The sequence below is a fragment of the Saccharopolyspora endophytica genome, assembly GCF_018070075.1.
Lineage (GTDB): Bacteria > Actinomycetota > Actinomycetes > Mycobacteriales > Pseudonocardiaceae > Saccharopolyspora > Saccharopolyspora endophytica.
Window position 1 is genome coordinate 200,571 of sequence record NZ_JAGPXE010000002.1, and the last position, 18,074, is coordinate 218,644.

The 18,074-nt window shown below is 71.0% G+C and carries 20 protein-coding genes; 6 read left to right on the plus strand and 14 right to left on the minus strand.

Going from position 1 to position 18,074, the window contains the following annotated elements; genetic code table 11:
- Positions 1-20: 20 nt before the first annotated feature.
- From KBO27_RS05050 to KBO27_RS05095, 10 genes are all read right to left on the minus strand, one after another.
- Positions 21-905, minus strand: a complete 885-nt coding sequence (locus KBO27_RS05050; protein ID WP_307870242.1) for a 2-dehydropantoate 2-reductase — start codon at positions 903-905, stop codon at positions 21-23.
- Between the two features lie 11 nt (positions 906-916).
- A complete protein-coding gene (locus tag KBO27_RS05055) occupies positions 917-2,020 on the minus strand; it encodes an ATP-dependent DNA ligase (protein ID WP_210968781.1) in 1,104 nt (367 codons plus the stop codon).
- A gap of 9 nt (positions 2,021-2,029) precedes the next feature.
- A complete protein-coding gene (gene amaP / locus KBO27_RS05060; RefSeq protein ID WP_210968782.1) occupies positions 2,030-2,632 on the minus strand; it encodes an alkaline shock response membrane anchor protein AmaP in 603 nt (200 codons plus the stop codon).
- Positions 2,629-3,165, minus strand: coding sequence for a DUF6286 domain-containing protein (locus KBO27_RS05065; protein ID WP_210968783.1), 537 nt, complete (start codon positions 3,163-3,165; stop codon positions 2,629-2,631). Before KBO27_RS05065 ends, amaP begins: the two co-directional genes overlap by 4 nt.
- A 3-nt stretch (positions 3,166-3,168) precedes the next feature.
- Positions 3,169-3,534, minus strand: coding sequence for an Asp23/Gls24 family envelope stress response protein (locus KBO27_RS05070; protein WP_210968784.1), 366 nt, complete (start codon positions 3,532-3,534; stop codon positions 3,169-3,171).
- Positions 3,531-3,713: a hypothetical protein gene (locus KBO27_RS05075; RefSeq protein ID WP_210968785.1), complete on the minus strand. Its 183-nt coding sequence runs from the start codon at positions 3,711-3,713 to the stop codon at positions 3,531-3,533. The genes KBO27_RS05070 and KBO27_RS05075 overlap by 4 nt, the downstream gene beginning before the upstream one ends.
- 43 nt (positions 3,714-3,756) lie before the next feature.
- Positions 3,757-4,005: a hypothetical protein gene (locus KBO27_RS05080; protein ID WP_210968786.1), complete on the minus strand. Its 249-nt coding sequence runs from the start codon at positions 4,003-4,005 to the stop codon at positions 3,757-3,759.
- Positions 4,006-4,032: 27 nt separating this feature from the next.
- Positions 4,033-4,335 (minus strand): hypothetical protein, encoded by a 303-nt coding sequence (locus KBO27_RS05085; RefSeq protein ID WP_210968787.1) that lies wholly within the window; start codon positions 4,333-4,335, stop codon positions 4,033-4,035.
- 33 nt (positions 4,336-4,368) lie between these two features.
- Positions 4,369-4,887, minus strand: a complete 519-nt coding sequence (locus KBO27_RS05090) for an Asp23/Gls24 family envelope stress response protein (protein WP_132672667.1) — start codon at positions 4,885-4,887, stop codon at positions 4,369-4,371.
- Positions 4,888-5,036: 149 nt separating this feature from the next.
- Positions 5,037-5,789 carry a pyrimidine reductase family protein gene (locus KBO27_RS05095; protein WP_210968788.1) on the minus strand — a complete coding sequence of 251 codons (753 nt, stop codon included), beginning with the start codon at positions 5,787-5,789 and terminating at the stop codon, positions 5,037-5,039.
- 80 nt (positions 5,790-5,869) lie between these two features.
- Between KBO27_RS05095 and zapE the strand changes: the two genes are divergently transcribed.
- Positions 5,870-6,901 carry a cell division protein ZapE gene (gene zapE, locus KBO27_RS05100; protein ID WP_210968789.1) on the plus strand — a complete coding sequence of 344 codons (1,032 nt, stop codon included), beginning with the start codon at positions 5,870-5,872 and terminating at the stop codon, positions 6,899-6,901.
- 61 nt (positions 6,902-6,962) lie between these two features.
- Here zapE and rocD read toward each other — a convergent pair whose 3' ends face one another.
- A complete protein-coding gene (gene rocD, locus KBO27_RS05105) occupies positions 6,963-8,192 on the minus strand; it encodes an ornithine--oxo-acid transaminase (RefSeq protein ID WP_210968790.1) in 1,230 nt (409 codons plus the stop codon).
- Positions 8,193-8,306: 114 nt separating this feature from the next.
- The gene (locus tag KBO27_RS05110; RefSeq protein ID WP_210968791.1) at positions 8,307-9,944 is read right to left on the minus strand and encodes a serine/threonine-protein kinase; all 1,638 of its coding nucleotides are present in this window, start codon (positions 9,942-9,944) and stop codon (positions 8,307-8,309) included.
- 230 nt (positions 9,945-10,174) lie between these two features.
- Here KBO27_RS05110 and KBO27_RS05115 point away from each other — a divergent pair, with 230 nt between their 5' ends.
- From KBO27_RS05115 to KBO27_RS05130, 4 genes are all read left to right on the plus strand, one after another.
- On the plus strand, positions 10,175-11,683 hold the full coding sequence (locus KBO27_RS05115) for a sugar ABC transporter ATP-binding protein (RefSeq protein WP_307870244.1): 1,509 nt from the start codon (positions 10,175-10,177) through the stop codon (positions 11,681-11,683).
- Positions 11,676-12,686, plus strand: a complete 1,011-nt coding sequence (locus tag KBO27_RS05120) for an ABC transporter permease (RefSeq protein ID WP_210968793.1) — start codon at positions 11,676-11,678, stop codon at positions 12,684-12,686. Before KBO27_RS05115 ends, KBO27_RS05120 begins: the two co-directional genes overlap by 8 nt.
- Before the next feature lie 31 nt (positions 12,687-12,717).
- Positions 12,718-13,722: a sugar ABC transporter substrate-binding protein gene (locus KBO27_RS05125; RefSeq protein ID WP_210968794.1), complete on the plus strand. Its 1,005-nt coding sequence runs from the start codon at positions 12,718-12,720 to the stop codon at positions 13,720-13,722.
- A 377-nt stretch (positions 13,723-14,099) separates the two neighbouring features.
- Positions 14,100-14,960, plus strand: a complete 861-nt coding sequence (locus KBO27_RS05130; protein WP_210968795.1) for a serine hydrolase — start codon at positions 14,100-14,102, stop codon at positions 14,958-14,960.
- Here KBO27_RS05130 and KBO27_RS05135 read toward each other — a convergent pair.
- Entirely contained in the window at positions 14,944-16,134 is a 1,191-nt protein-coding gene (locus KBO27_RS05135) for a low temperature requirement protein A (RefSeq protein WP_246536310.1), read from the minus strand. The genes KBO27_RS05130 and KBO27_RS05135 overlap by 17 nt on opposite strands.
- A gap of 325 nt (positions 16,135-16,459) precedes the next feature.
- Here KBO27_RS05135 and KBO27_RS05140 point away from each other — a divergent pair, with 325 nt between their 5' ends.
- Complete coding sequence (locus KBO27_RS05140) at positions 16,460-17,320, plus strand: 3-hydroxybutyryl-CoA dehydrogenase (RefSeq protein WP_307870245.1); 861 nt, start codon at positions 16,460-16,462, stop codon at positions 17,318-17,320.
- A gap of 25 nt (positions 17,321-17,345) precedes the next feature.
- Here the strand turns inward: KBO27_RS05140 and KBO27_RS05145 are convergent, their stop codons facing one another.
- Entirely contained in the window at positions 17,346-18,014 is a 669-nt protein-coding gene (locus KBO27_RS05145; RefSeq protein ID WP_210968797.1) for a GntR family transcriptional regulator, read from the minus strand.
- Positions 18,015-18,074: the final 60 nt, after the last annotated feature.

The window sequence follows — 18,074 nt, forward strand, 5'->3', positions numbered from 1 at the left end:
GGGGACGCGGCGGTGTTGGGTCAGGGGTTGGGCTTGATCGCGCGGAGGAGGGTCAGGAGCGTGCGGTTGAGGGGGACCGGGATGTCGTGGCGGTCGGCCGCCCGGACGAGAGTTCCGGTGATGTGCTCGTGCTCCAGGGGGAGACCGGCGAGGCGGTCGTAGAGCATCGAGGTTCCGTTGGTCGGCGGCATCTGGGCCGTGTAGTCGGCCAGGACCTTGTCCGCGTCCTGCTGCGTCAGCGAGGCCCCCTCGGCCTGGGCGACCGCGATCGCCTCGGTGAGGATGCCCGCGCAGAGTTCCTGGACCTCGGCGTCGGCGAGCACGTCCAGGCGGCGCAGGGTCAGCGCGGTGATCGGGTTCGGAGCGACGTTGGTGAGCATCTTGCGCCAGGCCGCGGTGTGGAAGTCGTGGGTCTCGCGCAGCTTCAGCGCCGAGCCCGCCAGCATCGACACGAACCGGGAACCGAGATCGCCCGCGGGGACCTGCACGGTGGCCGGGGACCGGCGCACCACGCGGCCGGGGCTGGTCCGCTCGGCTCCGACGTAGATCAGCGCGGGCAGCACGGGAGCCTGCAGCCGCAGCTCGGCGACCGACTCGCGGTGCGCGACACCGTTCTGCACGACCACCAGGGGTGTGCGCCCGTCGTCGAGCTCGCGCAGCCAGGGAGCCGTGCTCGGCACGTCGTGGACCTTGGTCGTCAGCACGATCCAGTCGAACCCGCCGACGGCACCCGGATCGGTCGCCACCGACACCGGGACCTCCACCGGCCCGTCGGGCGCGTCCACCACCAGCCGCTCGAACGGGGTGCGCACGCACATCGTCACCTCGTGGCCTGCGGCGTGCGCCGCTTCGGCGATCACCCCGCCGATACCACCTGAACCGATCACCGCAATCCGCTCTGCCACGGGAGCGGACGTTACCCGCTCGAACGATCCGTGCGGTGCACTGCGCCGAACAGCACCGAGTCGAGGTCGTAGCGCATCGGCTCGTCCAGCTGGGCGTAGTCGCAGGACTCCGGGTCCCGGTCGGGACGCCAGCGCACGAACTGCGTGGTGTGCCGGAACCGGGCCGGATGCCCGCCTTCGGTGTGGTCGTAGGAGACCTCCACGACCCGCTCCGGGCGCAGCGGCACCCACGGCTGCTCGTTGCTGTTCCAGCGGTTCACCGACCCGGGCAGCCGCCGCCCGGTCGCGTTCTCGCCCACCCACGGGTGCTCGCCCTCGGTGATCAGCTCGCTGAGCTCCCCGGCCAGCTCACGCCTGCGCGCGGCGGAGAACGAACCGACGACGCCGACGTGGTGCAGCACCCCGTGCTCGTCGTGCAGCCCCAGCTGCAACGACCCGACCGCGGTGCCGGGTTCGGTGTTGGCGTGCCAGCGGAGCCCGGCGACCACGCAGTCGACGGTGCGCGAGTGCTTGATCTTGAGCATCGTCCGCTTGCCCGGCACGTACCGGCCGTCGAGGGGCTTGGCGATGATGCCGTCCAGCCCGGCGCCCTCGAACAGCCGGAACCACTCCTCGGCCAGCTCCGGATCCTCGGTGGCTGGGGTGGTGCGCAGACCCGGGCGGTCCAGCCCCAGGTCGGCGAGCAGCGAGCGGCGTTCGGACTGGGCCGATCCGGTGAGGTCCTGGTCGTCCAGCGCCAGCAGGTCGAAGGCGATGAAGGTCGCCGGGGTGCGCTCGGCGAGCGCCTTGACCCGGCTGGCAGCGGGGTGGATCCGCTCGCTGAGCAGGTTCCAGTCGAGCCGGTCCCCGTCGGAGTCGTGGTGGATCACCACCAGCTCCCCGTCGAGCACCGCCGGGCGCTCCAGCTGCTGGGCGAGCGTCGCCTGCACCTCGGGGAAGTAGCGCTCCAGCCCGCGCCCGGTGCGCGACTGCAGCAGCACCGGACTGCCGGGATCGACGAACGCCAGGCAGCGGAAGCCGTCCCACTTCGGCTCGAACAGCAGGCCCTCGCGGCGCGGCACGCCGTCGACCGGACTGGCCAGCATCGGTTTCACCGGCGGGTGCAGCGGCAGCACGACGGCCTCCTACTGAACGCGTTGCTTGGGAGCGCGGTCCAGTCGCAGCCGGATGGCCGTGGGCAGAGTCTCCCGTCCCAGCGCCTGGCGGGCGCGGGCGAGGACCTTCTCGTCCAGCTCCTCCCACACGTGCCGGACGTTGGTGCCCTCCTGCAGCGACAGCGTCAGGCGCAGCGACGGCGAGCGGTCGGTGCCGGCCATCCGCACCCGGGCCCGCTTGACGCCCTGGACCTGCTCGGCATCGGCCCGCACGGCGTCGGACAGCGCCCCGGCCGTCACGTCGAGGTCGCCCGAGTCGGAGCGCTCCAGGCGGAAGTCCGGCCGCTGCTCGGGCCGCAGCGCGCGCACCAGCCACCACAGGCCCAGCACGAACAGCACGAGCCCGGCGACGATGCCGATCACCGCGGCCAGCCGCGAGTTGGCCTGCACCCACTGCACCACCAGCGGATCGGCCACCGGCCGCTGCGCGCGGAACACGCCCAGCACCCCGGAACCCACGACGATCGCGGCGGCGCCCACCAGCAGCGACAGCAGGCCCAACAGGGTCACGGCGCCGCGTTCGAACCCCGCGCCGCGACCGATCGGAGTGCTGCTCGGCTTGATCTCGCTCATCGGCGCTCCTTGGGCGTGGCCAGCGACACCTGCACCTTGGGCGTGCTGGGCAGCGGAAGGTCACCGACGGCGTGCTCGGCGGTCTCGGTCAGCCGCCCTCGCAGGTCACCGGTTTCCCGGAAGCGCGAGGTGGCCTTGACGCGGACCCGCTTCGCGCCGGCGGTGACGGTCGCGCCCGCGACACCGTCCTGGTCGCGGACCTGGTGCCCGACCAGCCGCGCGAGCGAACGGCGGTCGGTGGTCACGGTGACCTCGGGAGCCGGGTCGTGCAGCCGGATCTCCCGGTGCCCCGCGCTCATCCCGGCGATCAGCAGCACCAGGCCGAGCACGATCAGCGCGCAGGCCATGAGCCGCACCGGCACGTCGTTCCACGAGAACCCGGCCAGCGCATCGCGCACCGCGGCCGGACCGAGGATGAGGCCGCGGCCGCCCGGCCGGATCAGCGGCCACACCGACTCGATGGTCAGCAGCGCTCCGGCGGCGGCGAGGACGATGCCGGCCACGGCGGTGATCAGTCGTACGAACAGGCGCATCGCTCACTCCACCCGGGGTGCCGCGGCCGGTGGGACCAGCCCGGACACGGTCACGTCGACGCTGCGCACCGTGCAGCCCGCGATGCGGGACAGCTCGGCCTCGACCCGCTCGCGCATCGAGGCGACGGTGTCGCGCACCGGGTTCGGGTAGCGCAGCGCCACGGTCAGCCGGACCCGCAACGCGTCGTCCGGGCCGCTGATCTCGGCACCGGCCGCGTGCTTGCGGCCGCTGCGCGCGCTGCCCGGGTCGACGTCGGCGGCGTGCTCGGCGATCTTGCGCAGCACCGAGCGGTTGATGTGCAGGTCGCCGCGCTCCTCCAGCGCTTCGTCGGAGGTGGACTCCTCCGGCTTGGTCGCGGCTGCGGTCATCGACGGTCCTTGGAGCGGCCGAGCAGATCGCCGACCTCCAGCTCGCCGTCGAGGATCCGGCCGATGACCAGCCCCACAATGCCGATCAGCAGGGCGATCAAGAACCCGCTGAACCCGCCGACCGCCGCGGCGGTGCCGAGGATCAGCCCGGCGATCAGTCCGGTCTGCGTCGCATTCATCTCCGATGCCTCCTGTGAAGAAACGGGCTGTTGCACGAACGGGTCATCGAACGCGGGGAGGTGCGTGGCGGCGTCGCCACCGGCATCGGACGCGGTGCAGCAGGCCCCGGACTCCGCTCGGCCTGGTCTCCACCACGATCGGCGCGTCGAACCGGGGATCGGCGGTCCTGCCGCGCAGCCGAGCGAGCCCGGCGGCGAACGCCTCCGGGTCCCCTCCCACGTCCGGGTGATTCGCCCGGATGAACGCGCGGATCTCGGCGCGCGTCGCCGGATCGTGCGGCACATCCACCATTCTGCGCCTCCAGGCGGGACCGGCCCATCATGCCGGTTCCGGCGGATCTTCGGCGGTTTCCACGTCGGACACGTAGATGTCCACCCGGGTTTCGCCCAGCGTCCCGGCCAGCGAGTCGCGCAGTTCGGCGATGGTCGTGCCGACCGGCTGGTCGAGGCGCACCACCACGCCGATCTCCACGCCCCCGTCCTCGGGCATCCGCACACCGGTGACGCGGTGGCCGGGGAAATAGGACGTGATCTCCCCGAACTCGCCGCCGGCCAGCCGCGCCACCGACGGGTGCGCCAGCACCTTCTCGGCGAGCTCGCTGGCGGATGGCTGCTCCGGCAACTGGGCCTCCTAGGCGGTTTCGGACGGACGACGTCACTCGACGCGCGACTGCGCCTGTTGCGGCGCTTCCTCCTCGTCATCGCTGGGGAGGTGGATGTCGTTGACGACGATGTTGACCTCGATGACGTCGAGACCGGTCATCCGCTCCACGGCGGTGATCACGTTGCGCCGCACCGCGCGCGAGAGGTCCACGATGGACGCGCCGTACTCGACGACCAGGTCGAGGTCCACCGCGGTCTGCTTCTCGCCGACCTCCACCTGCACGCCCGAGGTGGAGGAAGTGCCGCTGCCGCCGGGGATCCGGTCGCGCAGCGCGCCGAAGGCGCGGGAGACGCCACCGCCCATCGCGTGGACGCCGGAGACCTCGCGGGCCGCCATGCCCGCGATCTTCTGCACGACCGACGCCGCGATGGTCGTCTTGCCCTGCGAGCCCTCGTCGGCGGTGCGCGCGGGCGATCCGCCGCTGCGCGTGTCCGGGATGCGCCGCTCGCTGCTCTGAGCCCCCGTCTGCTGGGTGGCTTGGCCGGACGACGTGTCGCTGTTCTGGGCCATGGAAATCCAGCTCCTTCCCGGTACGCCGAGGAATGTCGGCGAGGTGTGGCGCGAGTAAGTGCCCGCACCTGGTCCGAAGGGTGTCCCAGATGCGATCGCGGCACCATTCGGGTGCCTCGGGTGACAGCGTCGGCGTTTCGCCACATCCGTCACTCCCGCATTCTTCCGTAACGCAGGAACAGCAGCGAATCCGAGTGCAGCACCGACTCCAGACGCATCCGGTGCGGCGGCTCCACGCCACCGCCTTCCGCGATCCGACCGGCGTCCCCACTGGTCAGCATGGGGGACAGGGTCAGGCAGAGCTCGTCGACCAAGTCGGCGTCGACGAGGCCGCCGAACAGCTGCGGACCGCCCTCGCAGCCGATCCGGCGAAGCCCCCGCCGACCCAGCGCGTCGATGGCGGCGGCGAGGTCCACCCGGTCGGTGCCCGCGATCACCACGTCGGCACCGGCTTCGGCGAGCGCGGCCCGCCGCTGCGCGGGTGTGGACTCGCAGGTGAGCACGATCGGCGGCACCAGCGTGTCGGTCAGCAGCGGCGAGTCCAGCGGCAGGGCGGCGCTCGCGGTGACCAGAGCGATCGGTGGTACCTCGGACAGTCCCAGGCGGGCGCGGCGCTCGGTGCGGACAGCGTTGCGCTTCACGCCCCGGTAGCCCTCGGCGACGGCGGTGCCCGCGCCGACCAGGATCACGTCGGAGAGATCGCGGATCAGGCTCAACACCCGGCGGTCCACCGGATCCGACAGCGGCCGGGAGCTGCCGCCGGAGGTGACCGCGCCGTCCAGGCTCGACACGAAGTTCACCCGCACCCACGGGCGGTGAAGGGTCTCGGGGTAGGCGTAGTGCGCCTCCAGGCGCTCGTCCGCTTCTGGTGCGCCGTCCACCGGCCAGAGCTCATCGACCACAGATCCATCCCACCACGGGTGACGAGTGGCACGTGACGTGAGGACCTGGCTCAGCGGTGTCCGGTTATAGAGTCGGTCGCATGAATTTCGCCCGTCTGGTCGACCGCCGTCCAGAGATCACCCCGGACGAGCTGGTCCAGGCGATGACGCCGCCGCCCCGCTTCGAGGCGGCGCGCTTCGAGACCTACATCCCCAATCCCGACGAGCCCAGCCAGGCGCAGGCCGTGCGGGACTGCGCGGCGTTCGCGGAGCGGATCAACGCCTCCGCCGGTGGTGGTGGCGGCTGGTTGCGCGGGATGTTCGGCGGCAAGAAGAAGACCGATGGCGACAAGCGCGGGCTCTACCTCGACGGCGGGTTCGGCGTCGGCAAGACCCACCTGCTGGCCTCGTTGTGGCACGCCACCGAGGGCACCAAGTCCTACGGCACCTTCGTCGAGATCACCAACCTCGTGGGCGCTCTCGGGTTCGCCGCGACCGTCGAGCGGCTCTCGCAGCACCGGCTGCTGGCCATCGACGAGTTCGAGCTGGACGACCCGGGTGACACGATGCTGGTCACGCAGCTGATCGCGAAGCTCACCGACGCCGGTGTGCACGTGGCGGCCACGTCCAACACGCTGCCGGACAAGCTGGGCGAGGGCCGGTTCGCCGCAGCGGACTTCCTGCGCGAGATCCACGCGATGTCGGCCCGGTTCGGCGTGGTGCGGGTCGACGGGCCGGACTACCGGCACCGCGGTCTGCCGGACGCGCCGCCGCCGATGGCCGATGACGAGCTGTCCCGGCTCGCCGAGGCCACCGACGGGTCGACGCTCGACGACTTCGACGAGCTCTGCGGTTTCCTCGCCGGTCTGCACGCCTCGAAGTACGGCAGGCTCGTCGACGACATCACCGCCGTGCACCTCTCGGGCGTGCACGCGGCCCCGGACCAGGACGTGGCGCTGCGCCTGGTGGCGCTGGCGGACCGCCTCTACGACCGGGCCATCCCGGTCCGCGTCTCGGGCGCGCCGCTGTCGGGCCTGTTCACCGAGGAGATGCTGCAGGGCGGCTACCGCAAGAAGTACCTGCGGGCGATCAGCCGCCTCACCGCTCTGTCCCGGGACCTCACCAAGTCCTGAACCGCGCGCGGCGGTGTGCTCCGAACTGCGCCCGGACGGTTCGGAGCACACCGCTCGGCGGCTACTTCGCGAGGACCTCGGCGATGGCGTCGATGCCGGTGTCGAGCTCGTCGCGCGTGATCGTCAGCGGCGGGGCGATGCGCAGCGTCGTGTCCTGCGTTTCCTTGCACAGCACGCCCTTGGCCATCAGCGCCTCGCTGGCCTCGCGACCCGCCGGGCCGCCGGGCGCGATCTCCACGCCCGCCCACAGGCCCCGGCCGCGCACCTGCGCCACGCCGTTGCCGATCAGGTCGGCGAGGCGCGCGTGCAGGTGAGCGCCCAGGTCGCGGGAGCGCTCCTGGAACTCGCCGGTGCTCAGCAGCCGGATCACCGCGCGGCCCACGGCCGCCGCCAGCGGGTTCCCGCCGAAGGTCGAGCCGTGCTGACCGGGCTGCAGCACGCCGATGACGTCGTCGCGGCCCACCACCGCCGACACCGGCAGGATGCCGCCGCCCAGCGCCTTGCCCAGCGTGTAGAGATCGGCGCGGACCCCGTCGTGGGCGCTGGCCAGCAGCTCGCCGGTGCGGGCGAGGCCGGACTGGATCTCGTCGCAGATGAGCAGCGCGCCGTGCTCGTCGCACAGCCGCCGCAGTCGGGGCAGGTAGTCGGCCGGCGGCACGACCACGCCTGCCTCGCCCTGGATGGGCTCGACCAGCACCGCCGCGGTCCGCTCGCTGATCGCGGCCTCGACCGAGGCGGCGTCGCCGTAGTCGGTGACGGTGAAGCCGGGGGTGTAAGGGCCGAACTCGGCGCGCGCGTCCGGGTCGGTGGAGAAGGAGACGATGGTCGTGGTGCGGCCGTGGAAGTTCGAGCCGGCCACGATGATCTCGGCCTGGTTCTCCGGCACGCCCTTGACCTGGTAGGCCCACTTGCGGGCGATCTTGATCGCCGACTCGACCGCCTCGGCACCGGAGTTCATCGGCAGCACCCGGTCGGTGCCGGTGAGCTCGGCGAGCTCGCGGCAGAACGGTCCCAGCTGGTCGTGGTGGAACGCGCGGCTGGTCAGCGTGAGCTTGCCGAGCTGCTCGGTCGCGGCGGCGACCAGATCGGGGTGCCGGTGCCCGAAGTTCAGGGCCGAGTAGCCGGCGAGGAAGTCCAGGTAGCGCCGTCCGTCCACATCGGTCATCCAGGCGCCGTCGGCCTCGGCGATCACGACCGGGAGCGGGTGGTAGTTGTGCGCGCTGTAGCGCTCGTCGAGCGCCAGGAACTCTCCGGCGCGGGACTCGGTGTCGAGGTGGTGGGCGGTAGCCATGAGCACAAGGCTATGTCGACGGTCCAGTGGATTTCAGTCGTCAAGCCTTGCTTGTTGCGTCGCTTCGTTGCGTAAATTCGAGTGAAAACGACGCTTCGTTGTGCTCTCTCGGCTTCAGAGCATGCGTGAGTCGTAGCGCCCGCGGGCGTACTGCTCCAGGGCCCCGCGCAGCCGCCGGGCCTCCTGCCGCCGGGAGATGAATCCGCCGGTCGCGCCGACCGGGTAGATCCGCGCGCCGCCGTGGTAGCGCCGGACCCGGTGCCACACCGACGAGCGCGGAGCCGAACCGTCGGCCAGCCAGACCGCCAGGGACGTCGACTTGCCCTTGCCGACCACGCCGACCCGCGAGACCTGCTGCCACGGGATCTCGCGGGTGAGGCCCATCCGGTGGACCACGACGCCGTCGGAGTTGACCTTCAACCGCAGGCTAGGCGCCAGCATCCGGCCGCAGGACCAGATCGCGCCGAACAGCAGCAGCAGCGCACCGATCCGGAAGACGGCCAACCGGTCCGGGTTCATGGACACGGACCCGTGGGCGAACGGGATGTCCATGTGGTCGGAGAGGTAGAACGCCGCGACCAGCAGCAGGGCGAAGACCGCGGTCCACATCGCCGCGGACACCCGTCCCCGGGTGCGGAACTCCGGGCCCGGTCCGTCCCGTCGCACGCGAGGTGCGTGCTGCTGCTGCGCCTGCGTCTGGCGCTTCTGCGGCGGGGACGGGACGATCTTGTCCCGCATCTGCGGCGCGGGTGCGGCCGCCGGTTGCGCGGGCGCGGCGACCGGCGGCGCTTGGGTGTAGGCCTGGGTGACCGGCCTGGGTGCTTGCTGCGGTGCGGCGGGGACCGGCTGCGGCGGGGGAGTGTCCGGGACCTGGACCGTGCGCTGCAGCTCGGTCGAGTGCTGGGCGATGACCGCGGTGATCGTCGGCGGCAGCCAGCTGCTGCCCTGCGGGCTGGTCTCGCCGATCCGGTCCAGCATCTGCGCCGGGGTCGGGCGGGCCGCCGGGTCCTTGTGCAGGCACTCGGCGAGCAGCGGTCGCAGCCCTTCCGGCACCTTCTCCAGGTCGGGCTCGGCGTGCGCGACCTTGTACAGCAGGGAGGCGGTGCTCTCCTCGCCGAACGGTCCGCAGCCGGCGGCGGCGAACACGAGCACCGCGCCGAGGGAGAACACGTCGCTGGGCGGACCCACGTCGCTGCCGAGCGTCTGCTCGGGCGAGAAGAACCCGGGGGTGCCCAGGAAGATGCCGGTCGCGGTCAGCGAGTGGCCGGTCATCGCCCGGGAGATCCCGAAGTCGATGACGCGCGGGCCGTCCGGGCCCAGCAGGACGTTGGCCGGTTTGAGGTCGCGGTGCACCAGCTCGGCCTTGTGGATGGCCACCAGCGCCTCGGCCAGCCCGGCGCCCAGGCTGCGCACGGTGGCCTCGGGCAGCGGGCCGTGATCGGCGACGGCCTGGTGCAGCGTCGGTCCGGGCACGTACTCGGTGGCCAGCCAGGGCTGTTCGGCGTCCGGGTCGGCGTTGACGACGGCGGCGGTCCAGAACCCGCCGACCGCGTGGGCCGCGTCGGCCTCGCGCCGGAAACGCTCGCGGAACTCCGGGTCCTCGGCGAGGTCGGCGCGGATGACCTTGACGGCGACCACGCGGCCACCGCGCGAGCGGCCGAGGTAGACCCCGCCCATCGCGCCGCGGCCCAGACGTGCCAGCAGCCGGTAGTCGCCGACCCTGGTCGGATCGCTGGCCAGCAACGGCTGCACGGCGTCCTCGCCCCCTAGATCATCGGTGGTCGCGTGTGCGTTGTCCCGACGGAAAGCTTACGTAACCTCCGCTTCCTCGTCCGGCGGTCGCTCGAATTCGCACCGTCGAGCCGGTCCGGTAATCGGTTACTTGGCTTCGTTCCAGCCCTTTCACGATGAGCCGCGCTGTGGGTATGATCCGGCGCACCGTGACCTGGAGCACGCTCGCAGCGGATCGAGGGAGGCACGCCGTGACAGCCAGCGGACAACGCCCGGCAGTGGCGCTGCGCGGCGTCGGCAAGCGGTTCCCCGGGGTGGTGGCCGTCGACGGCGTCACTCTGGAGATCGCACCGGGCGAAGTGCACGTCTTCGCAGGTGAGAACGGTGCGGGCAAGTCGACGCTGATGAAGATGATCGCTCAGATCGAACAGCCCAGCAGCGGTCACGTCGAACTGGACGGAGCACGGGTCACTTACCAGGGGCCCGGATCGGCGCGGCGGCTCGGCGTGTCCATGGTGCACCAGGAGTTCGCCCTCGCCCCGGACCTGTCGGTCGCTGAGAACCTCTTCATCGGGCACGAACCCGGCCGGGGTGGCTTGATCTCCCGCAACGCCGAGCGCCGGGCCGCGCGCGACCTGCTCGCCCGCGTCGGCCTGGACGTCGACCCCGGGCGTCGCGTGTCGCTGCTGTCCACAGCGGAGCAGCAGCGGGTCGAGCTCGCCAAAGCCCTGGCGGTGCAGGCGAAAGTGCTCATCCTCGACGAGCCGACCGCGAGCCTGACCGAGCGCGAGGCCGAGGAGCTGTTCGGCATCGTCCGCGAGCTCACCGCCCAGGGCATCGCTGTCCTCTACATCTCGCACCGGCTGGACGAGATCTTCGAGATCGGCGACCGGGTCACCGTGATGCGCGACGGGACCGTTGTGGACACCAGCCCGGTCGACGGATTGGACGAGGCGCGGCTGGTGCAGCTGATGGTCGGCCGCGACGTCTCCAACCTCTACCCGCGCACCCACCAGCCGCCCGGCGAGGTGCGGTTGAAGGTCGACGGGCTCACCCGGGGCGAGCAGGTCCGCGACGTGTCCTTCGAGGTCCGCGCGGGGGAGATCGTCGGGTTGGCCGGTCTGGTCGGCGCCGGGCGCACGGAGCTGGCCCGGGCGGTCTTCGGCGCCGAACCGCCCGAACGCGGAACGATCACAATGGACGGTCGCAAGCTGCGCATCCGCGGACCGGCCGACGCCATCGCCGCCGGGATCGGCTACCTCACCGAGAGCCGCAAGACCGACGGCCTGGCGATGCAGCTGGGCGTGGACAAGAACATCACGATGGCCAAGCTGCCGATGCTGCGCTACGGGCTCATCGACCTGCAGGGCGAACGGCGCATCGCGGAGCGCCAGCGCGATTCGCTGCGCATCCGCGTCCCGCGCGTGGGCCGGCACGCGCAGACCCTCTCCGGCGGCAACCAGCAGAAGGTGGTGCTGGCGCGCTGGTTGGAGACCGGGGCCGACGTGCTGTTCTTCGACGAGCCGGGCCGTGGCATGGACGTCGGGGCCAAGTCGGAGATGTTCCAGCAGCTGGATTCCCTCGCGGAGCGGGGAAAAGCGGTCGTGCTGATCTCCAGCTACCTGCCGGAGCTGCTGAACATGTGCGACCGGATCCTGGTGATGCGCGGTGGCCGGATCACCGGCGAGGTCCAGCGGACCGAGTTCTCCGAAGAACGCGTCGTCGCACTCGCGACCGGAGCGAAGGGCAACCATGACTGAGCAGACCAAGGCACCGTCCAATGGGGACCGCGGCCTGCTGGGCGGGCTGAGCGACCGGCTCTCCGGCGCGGTCTCCCAGGTCGCGGCGGCCGGCGCGCTGATCGTCGTGTTCATCCTGCTGTCGATCGTCGCGCCGTCGTTCCTCACCGCCGACAACCTGTTCAACCTCGGGTCGCAGACCTCGGTGAACGCGGTGATGGCGGTGGGCGTGACGCTGGTGATCATCACCGGCGGGATCGACCTGTCGGTGGGCTCGGTGGCCGCGCTCTCCGGTGTGATCGGCGTGCTGCTGATGGCCGAGTACGGATTCAACCCGCTGCTGGGTGTCGTCGGCGGGCTCGTCGTGGGTGCGCTGGCGGGCCTGGTCAACGGCCTGCTGGTGTCGGTGGTGGGGCTGCCGCCGTTCATCGCCACGCTGGGCATGCTCAGCGTGGGACGTGGTTTGGTGCTGATCGCCACCGGTGCGGTCGCGGTGTTCGGCGCGCCGGACTCGTTCCGGCTGCTCGGGCAGGGCGTCGTCGGGATCCTGCCGATCCCGGTGCTGCTCATCATCGTGGTGGCCTTGCTCGGGTACGTGGTGCTCACCCGCACTCGGCTCGGCCGCTACGCGTACGTGATGGGTTCCAACATGGAGGCCGCGCGGCTGTCCGGCGTCCCGGTCAAGCGCTACATCACCTCGGTGTACGTGCTCTCCGGTGCGCTGGCGGGGCTCGGCGGCATGATCGCGGCGTCGCGGATCAACTCCGGCCAGCCGAACTTCGGCGAGGGCCTGGAGCTGGACGTGATCGCGGCGGTCGTCATCGGCGGCGCCAGCCTCTTCGGCGGCCGCGGCACCGTGCTCGGTTCGCTGATCGGGGCCTTCCTGGTCGCGGTCATCCGCAACGGCGCGGTGCAGCTCAACATCGGCACCTTCTACCAGAACGTGCTGATCGGCGTGATCATCTGGCTGGCCGTCTGGTGGGACTACTACCAGCGCCGCAAGCTCGGCGGCGACGTCGGATAGCCACTTTCGCTAGGAGCAAGGGAGCTCTGCGATGAAGAAGGTTCTGACCGCAACGTGCGTGATGCTGACGCTGGCGGCCACCGGTTGCAGCGTCGGCGTGCGCGAGCAGACCGGCGGCGGGCAGGAGTCCGGCGGCCCGATCAAGATCGCGGTGGTGCCCAAGGCGATCGGTTTCGACTTCTGGGAGAAGGTCCGCGTCGGCGCCGAGTGCGCCGGGTCCAAGCAGAAGGACGTCGAGCTGCAGTGGGACGGCGTGAGCGCGGAGAGCGACGTCAGCGGTCAGCAGAGCCTGCTGCAGGACATGCTCGCCCAGGGCAACGTCAAGGGCCTGGTCTACGCGGCCACCGACGCCAAGGCGCTGTCGGACGTCACCAAGACAGCGCAGGGCCAGGGCACCACGGTCGTCAACATGGACTCCGGCACCACCCCGCAGCCGCCGGACGTGCCGGTGTTCGCCACCAACAACGTCGCCGCGGCCGAGCAGGGCACCGACGAGCTGGCGCGCCAGCTGGGCGGGAAGGGCAAGGTCGCCTTCATCGAGTTCCAGGCCGGCACCAGCACCAACGAGACCCGCGGGCAGGGCTTCAAGAACGGCCTGGCCAAGAACCCCGGGTTGCAGCTGGTGGCGCAGCAGTCCAGCGACAGCGACTACAACAAGGCGTTGCAGGTCACCCAGGACATCCTGACGGCCAACCCGGACCTCAACGGCATCTACGCGGCCAACGAGCCGAGCGTGCTGGGCGCGGCCGAGGCGGTCCGCCAGTCCGGCAAGACCGGGCAGGTCAAGATCATCGGCTGGGACACCTCGGAGGGCCAGATCCAGTCGTTGCGGGACGGCGTGATCACCGGTCTGATCGCCCAGAACCCGTTCAAGATGGGCTACGCGGCGGTCAACACCGCGGTCGCCAAGATCCGGGGCACGGGCGAGCAGGCCCCGAGCACCGACACCGGCGCCACCCTCATCACCAAGGAGAACCTGGACTCGCCCGAGATCCAGAAGATCCTCAACCCCTCCTGCGAGAACCCGCCCCAGTGACGTGATCGCGGCGGCGACCGGCTCCTGAGAACCCCGGAGTCGGTCACCGCCGCGAGCAACGACGTCGAGCCGGCCGCCGATGCGCTCGTGCCCGGTGTTCTGGGAACACGCGAATCCGGCCGGCCGGGGAGTGGACGCGGTGCGCGAGGTTCGCGACGACATCGATCACCGTGTGGGTGTCCTGCTCGCCGAACCGGTGCCGCGCGAGCGACGTCCGGTCGCCGGTGCGGTACCCATCGGGTGGTTTAGCGCCGCACCGGCACCCGGAAGCGGGACGAAAGGCTTCCACCTGCGAATTCGCCCCTCCTGTGCTGTCGTGACCAGACGGGGTTGTGAATCGGGTTCACAACACCGGACGTCACGACCGGGGGGTTCGTGTGTTAGGCAGGAAGTCGGCTTCTCCGCCGCCGCGCCACGGCGCGGTCGGGGTGGCCGCTGCCGCGCTGTCGGTCCTGCTCGTCGGCTGCGCGCCGTCCGCCGTGGCCACCTTCCAGGACCAGCAGAGGGCCTCGGAGACCCGAGCGAAGCCCACCGGAGTTCCCGCCGCCGCCACAGCCTCGGTCGACCAGCAGGCGGACGCTCAGCAAAACCCCTTGGGGGTCGCGATCCTGGACCGCGCGACCGGCGAAGTCGCCTACGGCAGGTTGGCGCAGCAACCGATGTACTCCGCATCGCTGTCGAAGGTCATCGTGGCCGTCGAACTGCTCGAACGCCACCGGGTCACCCCGCAGGACCGGTTCGCCCTGCGGCGGGCCCTCGGGCCCAGCGACGACCAGGCCATGAACGCCCTGTGGGACCGCTACGGCGGGTCCTCGCTGATCACGGCCGCTGCGGACCGGATGAAGCTCCAGCAGACCCGGCCGCCGGACGAGCCGGGCCGCTGGGGCGACACCGTCACCTCGGCTCGCGACATGGCCGCCGTCTACCAGTACCTTCTCGCCCAGATGCCGGCCGCGGACCGCGACTTCGTCCTCGACGCGCTGCACGCGGCCCCGAGCCGCGCGGCGGACGGGGTCAACCAGAAGTTCGGGCTGATGGCGGTGGACGCGCAGGCGGTGAAATCCGGCTGGATGTGCTGCCAGAAGGGCAAGGTCTGGGTGCACAGCGCGGGCGTCGTCGACTCCGAGCGCCGCTACGTCGTCGCCCTGCTCACCGCCCAGTCCAGCTCGGTCGGCTACGGCAAGGCCGTCGAGGACATCAACGAGGTGTCCCGAACCGCGGTCACCCGGCTTCGCTGACCGGTTCCCGCTGCGTGACCAGCCCGACGGTCAGCAGCAGCGCCATCAGCACGCCGAGCAGCAGCACCGCCGAGGAGACGCCGAGGGTGTGCGCCAGCAGCGCGGTGCCCAGCAGCAGCACCGAACCGACCGCCGAGATCAGCGCCGAACGCCCGCCCGCGTCGGCGAACCTGCTGTGCAGCAGTCCGGTCAGCAGCAGGTACACCACCAGCGGCACGGCCACGGTCAGCGCGGCCGAGACCTCGCTGATGTGCGCCTTGTGCGCGTCGGCGTCGATGGCCACCTCCAGGCCGGCGCCGACCGCCGCGACCGAGGCGAACACGAAGATGTGGCTGTACCCCCAGGTCAAGGAACCGCGGAGGTTCTCGCGAAGGCGCTGGACGTGGGAGTGCTTGAAGTAGATCCACCACATCGCGAAGATCATCAACAGGCCGCCGACGCCGATCTCCAGCAGTCCGGCCGACCACCCGCCGTCGGCGACGTCCTCCTGCATCGCAGCGGTCACCGCCAGCACGACCTCGCCGAGCACGATGATCGTGAACAGGCCGTAGCGCTCGGCGATGTGGTGGGGGTGCCACGCCGTCGGCGCGTGGCGCTCGGCGAAGGCGGGCACCGCCAGCTCCGCCACGACCAGCAGCAGGAAGCCGACCTCGCCGTAGGGGTGCGGCAGCAGCAGGCGCAGCAACCAGCCGACCTGCACCACCGCGATGCCACCGGCGTAGCGCAGCGCGCAGGAGCGCCCCTCGGGATGCTCGGCGGCGGCGCGCAACCACTGCGCGATCATCGCCACCCGCATCACGACGTAGCCGATGGTGACGACCAGGAAGTCGTAGTCGTGGAACGTCGCGGGCACCCCTGCGGCCAGCACCAGCACGCCGCCCATCTGCAGCAGCGTCAGCAGCCGGTAGGGCACGTCGTCGGTGTCGTAGGCCGAGGCGAACCAGGTGAAGTTCATCCACGCCCACCAGATGGCGAAGAAGACCATCATGTAGCCGATCGAGGTGGGTGCGAAGTGCCCTTCGCTGAGCCCGTGGTGCAGCTGCACGGCGGCCTGGCCGACGGCGGCGACGAAGCACAGGTCGAACAGCAGCTCCAGCGGTGTCGCCGCGCGGTGCCCCTCCTCGGGATCGCGCGAAACCATCCGACGACGCAGCGGCGGCATCTGGTTGCTCATGGTGGCGGATTATTGCAGCCGGATGCATGGATGCCCGTTAGCGCTGATCGTGGCGTTGTTCGACCGAAATGATCGTCCACTGTGCATGTCCGGAGCGCATGCGCCCGGACACGCACAGTGCGGTAACCTCGACACCGCACAGGGGGTCAGGGTCGGACAGTCGGGGGACGACCGGGAGCCGGGTTCGCACGCGGACCCGGCTCTCTGCGCACCCGGGTGTGCCTTCGCGCACTGTTGATCGGTCCCGTTCGGCGGTTTTTGGCATGATCCGAGCCGGATAACGTCGCGTAGCGGCAGTGCGGCCGGGAGCGGAAGGAACTGTGTGGTGACCAAGATCGAACGCCTGGGAGTCGTCGGTGGCGGGCAGATGGGCGGGGGCATCGCCGAGGTCGGCGCCCGCGCGGGTCTGGACGTGATCGTTCGCGAGATCGACGACGACGCGGCACGGGCGGCTCGCTCTCGGCTGTGGAAGTCGCTCAACCGCGCGGTCCAGAAGGGCAAGCTGACCGAGGCCGAGCGCGACGCGACCCAGGAGCGCCTGCACTTCACCACCACCCTCGCCGACCTCGACGACCGCGACATGGTGATCGAGGCGATCGCCGAGGACGAGGGCCTCAAGCTCACGCTGTTCGAGGAGCTCGACGAGCTGCTCACCGACCCGGAGGCGATCCTGGCCTCCAACACCTCGTCCATCCCGATCGCCAAGCTCGCCGGCGCCACCAAGCGCCCCGACAAGGTCATCGGCGTGCACTTCTTCAACCCGGTTCCGGTGCTCAACCTGGTCGAGCTGGTCCCGTCGCTGCTCACCAGCGAGGAGACCGTCGAGCGCGCCCGCGGTTTCGCCACCGAGCAGCTGGGCAAGGAGACCATCCGCGCCGAGGACCGCTCCGGGTTCATCGTCAACGCGCTGCTGGTGCCCTACCTGCTCTCGGCGATCCGCATGTTCGAGGCCGGGCACGCCAGCGCCGAGGACATCGACAACGGCATGGTGCAGGGCTGCGCCCACCCGATGGGTCCGCTGCGGCTGTCGGACATGGTCGGCCTGGACACCCTCAAGGCCATCGCCGACTCGATGTACGAGGAGTACGCCGAGCCCACCTACGCCGCTCCGCCGCTGCTCAAGCGCATGGTCGACGCCGGCATCAAGGGCAAGAAGACCGGCGCGGGCTTCTACGACTACGAGTGATCCCAGGCGTCCGGACCGGCCGTGATCATTCGCCCGGTCCGGACTGGCCCTCCTCGCCGATGGTGCCGCGCAGGGCGTCGACCGCGTGGTCGCGGTGCTCGGCGAGGAGGTGGATGAGGTCCTCGGCGCGGCCGTTCTCCGCCGCGGAGATGATGGCCTCGTGCTCGCGGCGGACGCGGGCCCGGTTGGTGCCGGAGTTGTAGTAGACGGCGCGGTAGGCGTCGGTCGCGTCCCAGAGCGTGCGCACCACGCGCAGCAGCCGCGGCATCCCGGACGGTTCCAGCAGCGCGAAGTGGAAGCGGCGGTTGGCCGCGATCATCGCCACCAGATCGCCGTCCTCGGCCGCCTTCTCCACGTCCTGGCCCGCGTCGGTGATGCGCGTCAGATCGGCGTCGGTGAGCCGTTCGGTGGCCACCCGCGCCGCCTCGGACTCCAGCAGCTCCCGCATCCGGTAGACCTCCAGCAGGTCTGCCAGCGACAGCTCGGCCACCGAGTAGCCCCGGTGCGGCTGGTAGACGACCTGCCCTTCGGCTTCGAGCGTTTTCAACGCCTCTCGCAGCGGCACGCGGCTGACGCCCAGGCCGGCCGCGATCGTGTCCTGGCGGATCGGCTGGCCCGGCGAGAGCTCTCCCGAGACGATGGATCTGCGCAGCTCATCGAGGACGAAGGCCTGAGTGGTCGGCGGTCTGCGCATCGAAGTTCTCCAGCGTCGGGTGCGGACACGCGGGCGCTCGGAACGGCTTGACCGCGCATC